A 13,290-nucleotide genomic window follows, 5' to 3' on the forward strand; every position below is an offset into this window, starting at 1 on the left:
CTGTTAATCTTGGGCGCCTTGCCGCTGTTCGACGAGACGCCCGATGTTCGCAGACCTTCCCTCCGCGCCGCTGCACCCGCTGCGCCTGCCCTGGCTGGCGCAGGCGGGCGTCGAGTGCGCGATCCTGCGCCTGGACCTGATCGACCCGCTGATCAGCGGCAACAAGTGGTTCAAGCTGCAGCGGCCTTTGCAACGCGCACGTCAGGCCGGTGCGCCTGGCCTGATCAGCCTGGGCGGCAACCACTCCAATCATCTGCACGCCCTCGCGGCCGCGGGTCGCCGCTTCGGCTTCGCTACCGCCGGGCTGCTGCGTGGTCATCGCCAGGACACGCCCACGGTTCGCGATTTGGAGGCGTTCGGCATGCAACTGCATTGGCTGGGTTACGCCGGTTATCGGGCGCGGCACCAGCAAGACTTCTGGCGGCCCTGGCAGGCACGCTACCCGGGCTGGCACTGCATCGCCGAAGGCGGCGCCGGCGAGGACGGATTGGTGGGGTGTGCGCAGATCGTCGAGCAGGCCCGTGCTGGGCTGGGTGCACTCGGTTGGGCGGACTATCACGCCTGGTGGCTGGCAGTTGGGACCGGCACCACCTTGGCTGGCCTGGTGCAGGCCGAGCAGGGCGCGCATCCCGTGCACGGTGCGCTGGCGGTCCCCGAAGACCACGGCGCGGCGCAGAACGTCGCGGCGCTGGTCGGCGCTTCGGGCTATCACCTGCACGCCGCTTGCCGCGGGGGCTTCGCCCGGATCGACGAAGCATTGCTGGACTTCATCGCCGCCAGCGAGCGCCACAGCGAGGTGCCCCTGGAGGCGCTGTATACCGGTAAGGCGCTGCTGGCGCTGCGCGAGCAGGTCGAGGCTGGGCGCTTTGCCCGTGGCACTCGCCTGATCTTCGTCCATACCGGCGGCCTGCAGGGGCGCCGCGGTTACTTGTAGGGCAGCATGCGCAGCAACGTGTTGTCGCGGCGCACGTAGTGGTGGTAGAGGCCGGCCAGCGCATGCAGGCCGATCAGCCAGTAGCCCCAGGTGCCGACCTGCTCGTGCCAGCCCTTGATGAACTTGGCCAGGTCCGGGTCCTTGCCGATCAGCGCGGGCAATTCCAGTCCATAGAAGGGGATGGGCTTGCCCGCCGCGCTGAGGATCAGCCAGCCGGCCACCGGCATGCCGATCATCAGCAGATACAGCAATGCGTGCATCAGGTGCGCCAGGCCGGTCTGCCAGGCCGGTGGCCGGGGCAGGATCGGCGGCGTGGGACGCATCACGCGCATGGCCAGGCGCAGCCACACCAGCACGAACACGGTCAGGCCGAGCATGAAGTGCAGGCTCTTGATCAGGTCGCGTTCAGCGCTGTCGCGGGGGAACAGACCGCGAAACTCGATACAGGCGTACACCGCGGCGAGCAGCACCAGCATCAGCCAGTGCAGGATGATGGACAGGCGCGCGTAGTGCGGCGTCGGGGTGGATGAAAGCATGGTCGATCCTCGTCATCAGGTCAGTGAGGCGCTCTTGCTGGCGCCTGCTGTGGACTGTAGCGCGTCGGATGATAGTTTTTCGTTGATCCTAGCGGTGAGTTTCTTCGATCGGCGCCACTCATGCTGACCCACGCCCTGTATGCCGGGGCGATGGCCGTTTGCTGCTGGCCAGGGGTTTCGCCCATAATCGCGCCATCGTCACCCGCCGCAGAGCCTTGCAGGAGCCCCATGGAGCAATTTCGCAATATCGGTATCATCGGTCGCCTCGGTAGCTCGCAGGTGCTCGACACCATTCGCCGACTGAAGAAATTCCTGCTCGAGCGCCACCTGCACGTGATTCTCGAGGACACCATCGCCGAAGTGCTGCCCGGTCATGGCCTGCAGACCTCGTCGCGCAAGCTGCTGGGCGAGGTCTGCGACCTGGTCATCGTGGTCGGCGGCGATGGCAGCCTGCTCGGCGCTGCGCGCGCACTGGCCCGCCATAACATCCCGGTGCTGGGCATCAACCGCGGCAACCTGGGCTTTCTCACCGACATTCGCCCCGACGAGCTGGAGACCAAGGTCGCCGAGGTGCTCGACGGTCACTACCTGGTCGAGAACCGTTTCCTGCTGCAGGCCGAGGTGCGCCGTCACCACGAGGCCATCGGCCAGGGCGATGCGCTCAACGATGTGGTGCTGCACCCGGGCAAGTCGACGCGGATGATCGAGTTCGAGATCTACATCGACGGCCAGTTCGTCTGCAGCCAGAAGGCCGACGGCCTGATCGTGGCCACGCCCACCGGCTCCACCGCCTACGCGCTGTCGGCGGGCGGGCCGATCATGCACCCCAAGCTCGACGCCATCGTCATCGTGCCGATGTACCCGCATACCCTGTCCGGGCGGCCGATCGTGGTCGACGGCAACAGCGAGCTGAAGATCGTGGTGGCCAAGGACCTGCAGATCTATCCGCAGGTTTCCTGTGACGGCCAGAACCATTTCACCTGCGCACCGGGCGACACCATCACCGTGAGCAAGAAGTCGCAGAAGCTGCGCCTTATCCATCCGCTGGGGCACAACTACTACGAGGTCTGCCGGACCAAGCTCGGCTGGGGCAGCCGTCTGGGTGGCAGGGACGACTGATGCTCGATCCGGCTCGCAGTTTCGACATCATCGGTGACGTCCATGGTTGCGCGCAGACCCTCGAACGCCTGCTCGACGTCCTCGGCTACCACCGCGTGGGTGGCGTGTGGCGTCACCCACGGCGCCAGGCGCTGTTCCTCGGCGACATCGTCGACCGCGGCCCGCGCATTCGCGAGGCGTTGCACATCGTCCACAACATGGTCGAAGCGGGGCAGGCGCACTGCATCATGGGCAACCATGAATACAACGCCCTGGCCTGGGAAACCCCGGCGCTGCCGGGCAGCGGCAAGACCTTCGTACGCGAGCACACGCCGCGCCACGCGCGCCTGATCGACGAGACCCTGGAGCAGTTCGCCCAGCATCCGGGCGACTGGCACGACTTCCTGCACTGGTTCTACACCTTGCCGTTGTTCATCGATGCCGAGCGCTTTCGGCTGGTGCATGCCTGCTGGGATCACTCACTGATCGCGCAACTGCGCGCCCAGCATCCGGACGGACGTATCGATCCGCACTTCGTGCAGGCCTCGGCGGTGTCCGGCAGCTTCGCCGCGACCGCCTGCAACCGCTTGCTGCGCGGCACCGACATGCGCCTGCCCGGCGGTCTGACCCTGACCGGTGGCGACGGCCTGACCCGCGCGTTCTTCCGCACCAAGTTCTGGGAGGAAGACCCGCAGACCTATGGTGACATCGTGTTCCAGCCTGACGCTCTGCCCGAAGAAGTGGCCCGCGCGCCGCTCAGTCACAGCCAGAAGAATGCCTTGCTGAGGTACGCCGAAGACGAGCCCTTGCTGTTCGTCGGCCACTACTGGCGCAGCGGTCATCCCGCGCCGATCCGCCCCAACCTGGCCTGCCTGGACTACAGCGCAGTGCTGTACGGCAAGTTGGTGGCCTACCGGCTGGATGCGGAAACCCGCATCGACCCGCACAAGTTCGTCTGGGTCGATGTCGACCGTCCGCGGGCCGGCCAATGAACGTGGTCGAAGTGCTGCGCCTGCCCTTGTCGGTCGACCTGGGCGGCTTCGTGACCTTGCTCCAGCAGTTGCAGGTGCCGCACCGGGTGGTGGAAGAGGGCAGCGATCAAGTGCTGTGGGCACCGCCGGAACTGGCTGAGCAGGTGCTGGACTTGTACCGCCGCTATCGCGAAGGCGACGCCGACCTGCATGCACTGGCCACGCCCGAACGTCCGGCCCAGGACAACGCAGCGCCCTCGCTCAAGGCTCAGGCCCGCGCCTGCAAGGTCACCGTCGCCGTGCTGCTGCTGTGCCTGGTGGTGGCGGGCCTGACCGGCCTTGGCGACAACCTCGCCACCTTGAGCGGGTTCACCTTCCAGGACTACCAGGTGCAGGGCGATTACCTGTACTTCGTGCCCCTGGCCCAGAGCCTCGGCGAGGGTCAGTGGTGGCGGCTGATTTCACCCATCTTCGTGCACTTCGGCGTGCTGCACCTGCTGATGAACGGCATGTGGTACTGGGAACTGGGGCGGCGCATCGAGCTGCGCCAAGGCCCATGGACGCTGCTGGCCCTGACGCTGGTGTTCGGCGGGGTGTCGAACCTGGCCCAGCATGTCATCGACGGCCCGAACCTGTTCGGCGGGCTTTCCGGTGTGCTCTACGGCCTGCTCGGCTACCTCTGGCTGTACCAGCGCCTGGCGCCGCACCCGCTGTTCGAACTGCCTCGCGGCGTCCTGGCAATGATGCTGATCTGGCTGGTGGTCTGCCTGAGCGGCGTCGTCGGTCAGCTCGGTTTCGGCCAGATCGCCAATGCCGCCCATGTCGGCGGCCTGCTCATCGGTTGCCTGAGCGGCCTCTTGGGTGGGCTGCTGGCCCGGCGTAAACTGTCGGCTTGATTCAGGAGACGTTCATGTCCACTTTCGCGCAAATGATCGAAAACATCACACCCGAGATCTACCAGAGCCTGAAGACGGCCGTGGAGATCGGCAAATGGTCCGATGGCCGCAAGCTCACCGCCGAGCAGAAAGAGTTGTCGTTGCAGGCCATGATCGCCTGGGAGGCCAGCAACCTGCCCGAGGAGCAGCGCACCGGCTACATGGGCGCCCAGGAATGCGCGTCCAAGTCTGCGCCGATCCCCAACATTCTGTTCAAGTCGGACTCGGTACATTGATCGAACTCGCTCGTGGCTCTCTGAGCAAGATGGCGGTGCGCCTGGACGCACCGGTGGTGCAGTACAGCTTTCGCCTTGGCGAACAGCAGGTGCCGGTCAATCCGCTGATCGGCCAGACCCTGCGCCTGGAGTACCTGGGCGCGATTCATTGCAGTCATTGCGGCAAACGCACCAAGACCAGCTTCAGCCAGGGCTATTGCTACCCCTGCATGACCAAGCTGGCGCAGTGCGACCTCTGCATCATGGCGCCGGAGCGCTGTCACTACGACGCCGGCACTTGCCGCGAACCGTCGTGGGGCGAGCAGTTCTGCATGACCGACCACATCGTCTACCTGGCCAACTCGTCGGGCATCAAGGTCGGCATCACCCGCGCCACCCAACTGCCCACCCGCTGGCTCGACCAGGGCGCCAGCCAGGCGTTGCCGATCCTGCGCGTTGCCACGCGCCAGCAGTCCGGGCTGGTCGAAGACCTGCTGCGCAGCCAGGTGCCGGACCGCACCAACTGGCGCACCCTGCTCAAGGGCGATGCCGAGGTACTCGATTTGCCGGCCGTGCGCGAGCAGATCTTCGATGCCTGCGCCGAGGGCCTGCGCGGGCTGCAGGCACGGTTCGGCCTGCAGGCGATCCAACCGCTGGCCGATGCCGAGGTGGTGCAGATGCGCTATCCGGTCCAGGCCTACCCGAAGAAGATCGTCAGCTTCAACCTGGACAAGGATCCGGTGGTCGAGGGCACGTTGCTGGGCATCAAGGGTCAATACCTGATCTTCGACACCGGCGTGATCAACATTCGCAAGTACACGGCTTATCAGCTGGCCGTGCTCCAGTAAAAGGATCGTCCGCATGCGCACCGAACAACCGCAAGTGATCTACCTCAAGGACTATCAGGCCCCCGAGTACCTGATCGACGAGACGCACCTGACCTTCGAGCTGTTCGAAGACCACAGCCTGGTGCACGCGCAACTGGTCATGCGACGCAACCCTGAGCGCGGCGCCGGCCTGCCGCCGCTGGTGCTCGACGGCCAGCACCTGGAGTTGCTGCGCGCCGCGCTGGACGATCAGGAACTGCACGCCGGCGAGTATCAACGCGATGACGACAGCCTGACCCTGCAGCCCAAAGCCGAGCGCTTCACCCTCGACACCAGCGTCAAGATCCACCCGGAAAGCAACACTGCGCTGGAGGGGCTGTACAAGTCCGGCAGCATGTTCTGCACCCAGTGCGAAGCCGAGGGCTTTCGCAAGATCACCTATTACCTCGACCGCCCGGATGTGATGAGCACCTTCACCACCACGGTGATCGCTGAACAGCATCGCTACCCGGTGCTGCTGTCCAACGGCAACCCGGTCGACAGCGGTCCGGCCGAAGACGGGCGCCACTGGGCCACTTGGGAAGACCCGTTCAGAAAGCCCGCTTACCTGTTCGCCCTGGTAGCGGGCGACTTGTGGTGCGTCGAGGACAGCTTCAGCCGTCAGTCCGGTCGCGACGTGACGCTGCGCATCTACGTCGAACCCGAGAACATCGACAAGTGTCAGCACGCCATGGTCAGCCTGAAGAAGTCCATGCGCTGGGACGAAGAGGTGTATGGCCGCGAGTACGACCTGGACATCTTCATGATCGTCGCAGTCAACGACTTCAACATGGGCGCCATGGAAAACAAGGGCCTGAACATCTTCAACTCCAGCTGCGTGCTGGCGCGCGCCGAGACGGCCACCGACGCCGCTCACCAGCGTGTGGAAGGGGTGGTAGCCCACGAGTACTTCCACAACTGGTCGGGCAACCGCGTGACCTGCCGCGACTGGTTCCAACTGTCGCTCAAGGAAGGCTTCACGGTGTTCCGCGATGCCGAGTTCAGTGCCGACATGAATTCGCGCACGGTCAAGCGCATCGAAGACGTCGCCTACCTGCGCACCCACCAGTTCGCCGAAGACGCCGGCCCCATGGCCCACCCGGTGCGTCCGGACAGCTTCATCGAAATCTCCAACTTCTACACCCTGACCGTCTACGAGAAGGGGGCCGAGGTGGTCGGCATGGTCCGCACCCTGCTGGGCGCCGAGGGTTTCCGCAAAGGCAGCGACCTGTATTTCGACCGTCATGACGGCCAGGCCGTGACCACCGACGATTTCATCAAGGCCATGGAAGATGCCAACGGCGTCGACCTGACCCAGTTCAAACGCTGGTACAGCCAAGCGGGAACGCCGCGCCTGGAGGTCAGCGAGGCCTATGACGCTGGCGCCCAGACCTACAGCCTGACCTTCTGCCAGAGCTGCCCGGCGACCCCGGACAAGGCCGAGAAACGACCGTTCGTGATCCCCGTGGCGCTCGGTCTGCTCGATGCGCACGGCAACGACCTGCCGCTGCAACTGCTCGGCGAGGCGCAGGCCACTGGCACCCACCGCGTGCTGGCGGTGACCGAAGCCGAGCAGACCTTTACCTTCCAGGGCATCGCTGCCAAGCCGCTGCCTTCGCTGCTGCGCGGTTTCAGCGCGCCGGTCAAGCTGAGCTTCCCCTACGACCGCGACCAGCTGATGTTCCTCATGCAGCACGACAGCGACGGTTTCAACCGCTGGGAGGCGGGACAGCAGTTGGCCGTGCAGGTGTTGCAGGAGCTGATCGGTCAGCATCAGCGCGGCGAAGCGCTGAAACTCGATCCACGGCTGATGACCGCCCTGGGTACGGTACTGGGCAACGAGTCGCTGGATCCGGCCATGGTCGCCGAGATGCTGTCGCTGCCGGGCGAAGCGTACCTGACCGAAATCAGCCAGGTGGCGGATGTCGACGCGATTCATGCGGCCCGCGAATTCGCCCGCAGGCAGATCGCCGAGCAACTGTTCGATGCGCTCTGGGCGCGCTACCAGGCGCACCGCGAGGTGTCGCGCAACACCGCCTATGTGGCCGAGGCCGAGCACTTCGCCCGCCGCAGCCTGCAGAACATCGCGCTGTCGTACCTGATGCTCACTGGCAAGGCGCAGGTGCTGGAAGCGACCCTCGAGCAGTTCGAGCACGCCGACAACATGACCGAACGCCTGACTGCCCTGGCGGTACTGGTCAACTCGCCGTTCGAAGCCGAGCGCGCCAAGGCGCTGGAGGCCTTCGCCGAGCACTTCAAGGACAACCCGCTGGTCATGGACCAGTGGTTCAGCGTGCAGGCAGCAAGTAGCCTTCCGGGCGCGCTGGCGCGGGTCAAGGCGTTGATGCAGCACCCGGCCTTCACCTTGAAGAACCCGAACAAGGTGCGTGCAGTGGTCGGCGCCTTCGCCGGGCAGAACCTGGTCAACTTCCACGCCGCCGACGGTTCGGGCTACCGCTTCCTGGCGGACCTGGTGATCGAGCTCAACGCCCTCAACCCGCAGATCGCCTCGCGTCAACTTTCGCCCCTGACCCGCTGGCGCAAGTACGATGCCGCGCGTCAGGCGCTGATGAAGGGCGAGCTGGAGCGGATTCTCGCTTCCGGTGAGCTGTCAAGCGATGTGTATGAGGTGGTGAGCAAGAGCCTGGCTTGATGCGTGGCGACAAGGCCGTCTCCGCAACCATTGGGAGGCGGCCTTGTCGCGTCTGAGTGCCATGTTGCTGGCATAACAAAACATAACGTCCCGCCCGTTGTGTCCGCGCGAAGTTCCCCGATAGGATCGCCCCACGCTATCGCAGGGCTCTGGATCAAGGGTTTTCGCAGGACCTGCAAGGCATTGACCCACTACAAGAACACAACAGGGGGCGGTGATGAGGGAATGGCTGAGGGTGGATGTCAGGCGCGCAGCCTTGGCGTTGACGGCCAGCGCACTAGTGGCGCTGGGCACATGGACAGACACCGCGCAGGCGGCCGCCGCCACCGAATACTCGGTGGAGTCGGCCAAGGCCAGCCGCAGTCTGCTGATCGACGCTGCCCATGCCGGGCCGCGTCTGGTGGTGGTCGGCGATCGCGGTCATATCCTGTTTTCCGACGACCAGGGCAAGACCTGGAGCCAGGCCCGGGTGCCCACCCGGCAATTGCTCACCGCCGTGTTCTTCCTCGATGACAAGCGCGGCTGGGCGGTGGGGCATGATGCGCAGATCCTTGCCACCACCGATGGCGGCGCGACCTGGAACAAGCAGTTCGAGGACCTCGCCCGCGAAGCGCCGCTGCTGGATGTGCGCTTCATCGACGCCCTGCATGGCTTCGCCGTCGGCGCCTATGGTGCGCTGCTGGAAACCACCGACGGTGGCCAGCACTGGCAGGATGTGGGCGAGCGCTTGGCCAACCCCGAGCAGATGCACCTCAATGCCATCACCCAGGTCAAGGACGCTGGCCTGTTCATCGTCGGCGAGCAAGGCAGCATGTTCCGCTCAAATGACGACGGCCTGACCTGGACGCCGGTGCAAAGCCCCTATGAAGGTTCACTGTTCGGTGTGATCGGCACCGCCCAGCCGCGTACCCTGCTGGCCTTCGGGCTGCGGGGCAACCTGCTGCGCTCCACCGACTTCGGCGACAGTTGGCACGCCATCGACGTGCAGACCCCACGCGGACCGCTGGAATTCGGCCTGGCCAACGCCACGTTGCTGGGCGACGGCAGCCTGGTGGTGGTGGGCAACGGCGGCAGCGTCTTGCGCAGCCGCGACGACGGCCAGACCTTCAGCCTCTACAACCGCGCCGACCGCCTGGCCCTGGCCGGTGTCAGTGGCCTGAGCAACGACCGCCTGCTGCTGGTGGGGCAGGGCGGGGTGCATCTGACCAGTGCCGAAGGTGCCGATGAGGTGCAGCCATGAACCGTCCGGAGAAGCTCGACATGCACCATAACGACAAGGCCACCCTGCTCGAGCGGCTGATCTTCAACAATCGCCCGGTGGTCATCGCACTGTGCGTGGTGGTCAGCCTGTTCCTGTTCTGGCAGGCCACGCAGATCCGCCCGTCCACCAGCTTCGAGAAGATGATTCCGCTGCAGCACCCCTTCATCGAACAGATGCTGGAGCACCGCGACGACCTGGCCAATCTCGGCAACACCGTGCGCATCTCGGTGGAGGCCGTCAACGGTGACATCTTCGACAAGGACTACATGGAGACCCTGCGTCAGATCAACGACGAGGTGTTCTACCTGCCCGGCGTTGACCGCGCCGGGCTCAAGTCGCTGTGGAGCCCCAGCGTGCGCTGGAGCGAAGTGACCGAGGAAGGCTTCTCTGGCGGAGAGGTGATCCCCAACACCTACGATGGCTCGCCGGACAGCCTCGACACCCTGCGCGACAACGTGCTCAAGTCCGGGCAGGTCGGCCGGTTGGTGGCCAACAATTTCAAGTCGAGCATCATCGACATCCCGCTGCTGGAGACTTTCCCCGACCCGCAGGACCCCGGCAAGCTCACTCGGCTGGACTACCAGAAGTTCTCGCATCAACTGGAAGAGAAAATCCGCGACAAGTTCCAGGCACAGAACCCCAACGTGAAGATCCATATCGTCGGCTTCGCCAAGAAGGTCGGCGATCTAATCGACGGCCTGGTGATGGTGGCGATGTTCTTCGGCATCGCCTTGCTGATCACCTGGGCACTGCTGTACTGGTTTACCTGGTGCATCCGCAGCACCATCGCCGTGCTCATCACCACCTTGGTGGCGGTGGTCTGGCAACTGGGGCTGATGCATGCGGTAGGCTTCGGCCTGGATCCGTATTCGATGCTGGTGCCGTTCCTGATCTTCGCCATCGGCATTTCCCACGGGGTGCAGAAGATCAATGGCATCGCCCTGCAGTCCAGCGACGCCGATAACGCCCTGACCGCCGCCCGACGCACCTTCCGCCAACTGTTCCTGCCGGGGATGATCGCCATCCTCGCCGACGCCGTGGGCTTCATCACCCTGCTGATCATCGACATCGGCGTGATCCGCGAATTGGCCATCGGCGCCTCGATCGGCGTGGCGGTGATCGTCTTCACCAACCTGATCCTGCTGCCGGTGGCCATCAGCTACGTCGGTATCAGCCAGAAGGCCATCGCCCGCAGCAAGAAGGATGCGGTCTGCGAGCACCCGTTCTGGCGCCTGCTGTCGAACTTCGCCAGCCCCAAGGTGGCGCCGGTGTCGATTGGGTTGGCGCTGCTGGCCTTCGCGGGTGGGCTCTGGTACAGCCAGAACCTGAAGATCGGCGACCTCGACCAGGGCGCGCCGGAGTTGCGTCCCGACTCACGCTACAACCTCGACAACCGCTTCATGATCGGCAACTACTCCACCAGTTCCGATGTGCTGGTGATCATGGTCAAGACCGCCGCCGAGCGCTGTTCGGTGCACGAGACGATGGCGCCCATCGACGAGTTGATGTGGACGATGGACAACACCCCCGGCGTGCAGTCGACCATCTCCCTGGTGACCGTGTCCAAGCAGGTGATCAAGGGCATGAACGAAGGCAGCCTGAAGTGGGAGACGCTGTCGCGCAACCCGGACATCCTCAACAACTCCATCGCCCGTGCCGACGGGCTGTACAACGCCAACTGCTCGCTGGCCCCGGTGCTGGTGTTCCTCAACGACCACAAGGCCGAGACCCTCGAACGGGTCACCGCCGCCGCCAAGGCCTTTGCCGAGGCGCATGATCGTGACGGCTTGCAGTTCCTGCTCGCGGCCGGCAACGCCGGCATCGAGGCGGCCACCAACGAGGTGATCAAGTCGGCCGAGCTGACCATCCTGATCCTGGTGTACCTGTGTGTGGCGGTGATGTGCCTGATCACCTTCCGCTCCTTCGCCGCGACCCTGTGCATCGTATTGCCGCTGGTGCTGACCTCGGTGCTGGGCAACGCCCTGATGGCCTTCATGGGCATCGGCGTGAAGGTGGCGACGCTGCCGGTGGTGGCCTTGGGCGTGGGCATCGGGGTGGACTACGGCATCTACATCTACAGCCGCCTGGAAAGCTTCCTGCGCGCGGGGTTGCCGTTGCAGGAGGCCTACTACGAAACCCTGCGCTCCACCGGCAAGGCCGTGCTGTTCACCGGTCTGTGCCTGGCCATCGGCGTGTGCACCTGGATCTTCTCGGCGATCAAGTTCCAGGCCGACATGGGCCTGATGCTCACCTTCATGCTGCTGTGGAACATGTTCGGGGCGCTGTGGCTGCTGCCGGCACTGGCGCGTTTCCTGATCAAGCCGCAGAAGATGGTGGGCAAGCCGGGCGGCTCGATCTTCGCCCACTGAGCCAGGGGCGGGCAGGCGGCCGGGGCGATATACTGGCCGCCTTTTTTCGCCCTAGGTGTTTCCCATGCCCGCTCTCGCTACCGCCCTCGAATCCTGCGACATGCTGCTGATCGACGGCCTGCATGCCTTTGACTTCACCTGCGACGACACCGGCCTGGTGGTCGAGTGCATGGACGGTCGCCAGCTGCGCCGCTGGACTTTCAGTGCCGAGCAGGTCGCCGCCGCCCGCGCCGAGGGGAACGATTGGTTGCTGGCCGATGCCGAAGCTGAACACCGCCTGGTGTTGATGAGTGCCTTTCGCGCCCCTGATGAGGACGAAGATGAACCGGAACTGGAAGCGCCTGCTGATCGTTAGTCTCATGGGTCTGGGCGTCAACGCGCAGGCTGCCACGTTGCTGGTGGGCAGCTATACCGACGGCGCCAGCAAGGGCCTGTATCGCTATGCCTTCGACACCGACACCGGGCGCATCGAACAGCAGCCGCTGCAAGTGATCGAGGTCGACAGCCCGTCCTGGCTGGTGCTGTCCGAAGACCACAAGCAGCTGTTTACCGTCAACGAGACGCGTGCAGGTCATGTCAGCAGCTATGCGGTGGGCAGCGACGGCGAGCTCGAACCGCTCGGACAGGTGCCCAGCCTCGGCGATGAGCCGACCCATGCCAGCTTGAGCCAGGATGAACGCTACCTGTTCGTGGCCAACTACGCCGTGGCCCCCGACCCCGGTGGCAGCCTGGTGGTGATTGCAGTGGACCGCGACGGCAAACTGGGCAAGGTGCAACAGCAATTGCGGCATGCGCCGAGCCAGGTCAATGCCGAGCGCCAGCGCGGTGGCCATGTGCATTCGGTGGTGCGTTCGCCCGATGGCAGTCACCTGTATGCCAGTGACCTGGGCGCCGACAAGGTGTTCATCTATCGCTACGACGGCGCCAGCAGCGATCAGCCATTGACCCCGGCCACTCCGGCATCGGTCACGCTGCCGCCGGGCAGCGGGCCGCGTCACCTGCTGTTCGATGCCAAGGGCCGGCATGCCTATCTCACCCTGGAAATGAGCGCCGAAGTGGTGATGTTCGATGTTCGTCAGGTCGAGTTGATCGAGCGCCAGCGCCTGCCCCTCACCGACAGCGCCGATCCGGCGGCGAAGGCCGCTGCAGGGCTGCACCTGTCGGACGATGGGCGGTTTCTCTACGTCAGCAACCGTGGCACCGCCAACCAGATCGTGGTCTATGCCGTCGATCCCGAGGATGGCCACCTGACCCTGGTGCAGCGTCGCTCGGTGGAAGGCGATCATCCCCGGGAATTCGCCTTGGACCCCAGTGGCAAGTTCCTGCTGGTGGCCAACCAGAAGAGCAACCAGATCGTGGTGATGAACCGAGACGCGCGTACCGGCAGGCTCGGCGACACGGTGCAGACTCTGGCTCAGGACGCACCCTCGGACCTGAAGCTGTTCGAGTGAT

12 protein-coding genes are annotated in these 13,290 nt (G+C 64.9%); 11 read left to right on the plus strand and 1 reads right to left on the minus strand.

The window, feature by feature from the left end; translation table 11 throughout:
* Positions 1–43 precede the first annotated feature (43 nt).
* Complete coding sequence (locus tag Q6A47_RS13140) at positions 44–934, plus strand: 1-aminocyclopropane-1-carboxylate deaminase/D-cysteine desulfhydrase (RefSeq protein WP_304484499.1); 891 nt, start codon at positions 44–46, stop codon at positions 932–934.
* Here Q6A47_RS13140 and Q6A47_RS13145 read toward each other — a convergent pair.
* Positions 925–1,470: a cytochrome b/b6 domain-containing protein gene (locus Q6A47_RS13145; protein ID WP_029614799.1), complete on the minus strand. Its 546-nt coding sequence runs from the start codon at positions 1,468–1,470 to the stop codon at positions 925–927. The genes Q6A47_RS13140 and Q6A47_RS13145 overlap by 10 nt on opposite strands.
* Before the next feature lie 228 nt (positions 1,471–1,698).
* Between Q6A47_RS13145 and Q6A47_RS13150 the strand changes: the two genes are divergently transcribed.
* The 10 genes from Q6A47_RS13150 to Q6A47_RS13195 all read left to right on the plus strand — a co-directional run bounded on the left by Q6A47_RS13150 (position 1,699) and on the right by Q6A47_RS13195 (position 13,289).
* Positions 1,699–2,589 carry an NAD(+) kinase gene (locus Q6A47_RS13150; RefSeq protein ID WP_039576369.1) on the plus strand — a complete coding sequence of 297 codons (891 nt, stop codon included), beginning with the start codon at positions 1,699–1,701 and terminating at the stop codon, positions 2,587–2,589.
* Entirely contained in the window at positions 2,586–3,560 is a 975-nt protein-coding gene (locus tag Q6A47_RS13155) for a metallophosphoesterase (protein WP_304484543.1), read from the plus strand. The genes Q6A47_RS13150 and Q6A47_RS13155 overlap by 4 nt, the downstream gene beginning before the upstream one ends.
* A complete protein-coding gene (locus tag Q6A47_RS13160; RefSeq protein ID WP_304484500.1) occupies positions 3,557–4,435 on the plus strand; it encodes a rhomboid family intramembrane serine protease in 879 nt (292 codons plus the stop codon). Before Q6A47_RS13155 ends, Q6A47_RS13160 begins: the two co-directional genes overlap by 4 nt.
* Before the next feature lie 14 nt (positions 4,436–4,449).
* Positions 4,450–4,710 (plus strand): YeaC family protein, encoded by a 261-nt coding sequence (locus tag Q6A47_RS13165; RefSeq protein ID WP_029614797.1) that lies wholly within the window; start codon positions 4,450–4,452, stop codon positions 4,708–4,710.
* On the plus strand, positions 4,707–5,537 hold the full coding sequence (locus Q6A47_RS13170) for a DUF2797 domain-containing protein (RefSeq protein WP_039576375.1): 831 nt from the start codon (positions 4,707–4,709) through the stop codon (positions 5,535–5,537). Before Q6A47_RS13165 ends, Q6A47_RS13170 begins: the two co-directional genes overlap by 4 nt.
* Before the next feature lie 13 nt (positions 5,538–5,550).
* Positions 5,551–8,208 carry an aminopeptidase N gene (gene pepN, locus Q6A47_RS13175; protein WP_304484501.1) on the plus strand — a complete coding sequence of 886 codons (2,658 nt, stop codon included), beginning with the start codon at positions 5,551–5,553 and terminating at the stop codon, positions 8,206–8,208.
* A 217-nt stretch (positions 8,209–8,425) separates the two neighbouring features.
* On the plus strand, positions 8,426–9,448 hold the full coding sequence (locus Q6A47_RS13180) for a WD40/YVTN/BNR-like repeat-containing protein (RefSeq protein ID WP_304484502.1): 1,023 nt from the start codon (positions 8,426–8,428) through the stop codon (positions 9,446–9,448).
* Complete coding sequence (locus Q6A47_RS13185; RefSeq protein ID WP_369811497.1) at positions 9,445–11,838, plus strand: efflux RND transporter permease subunit; 2,394 nt, start codon at positions 9,445–9,447, stop codon at positions 11,836–11,838. The genes Q6A47_RS13180 and Q6A47_RS13185 overlap by 4 nt, the downstream gene beginning before the upstream one ends.
* Positions 11,839–11,902: 64 nt before the next feature.
* Positions 11,903–12,193: a DUF5629 family protein gene (locus Q6A47_RS13190; protein ID WP_039576382.1), complete on the plus strand. Its 291-nt coding sequence runs from the start codon at positions 11,903–11,905 to the stop codon at positions 12,191–12,193.
* Entirely contained in the window at positions 12,159–13,289 is a 1,131-nt protein-coding gene (locus tag Q6A47_RS13195) for a lactonase family protein (protein WP_304484503.1), read from the plus strand. The genes Q6A47_RS13190 and Q6A47_RS13195 overlap by 35 nt, the downstream gene beginning before the upstream one ends.
* Position 13,290 lies beyond the last annotated feature (1 nt).

It is taken from the genome of Pseudomonas boreofloridensis, assembly GCF_030580795.1.
Taxonomy (GTDB): Bacteria; Pseudomonadota; Gammaproteobacteria; order Pseudomonadales; family Pseudomonadaceae; genus Aquipseudomonas; species Aquipseudomonas boreofloridensis.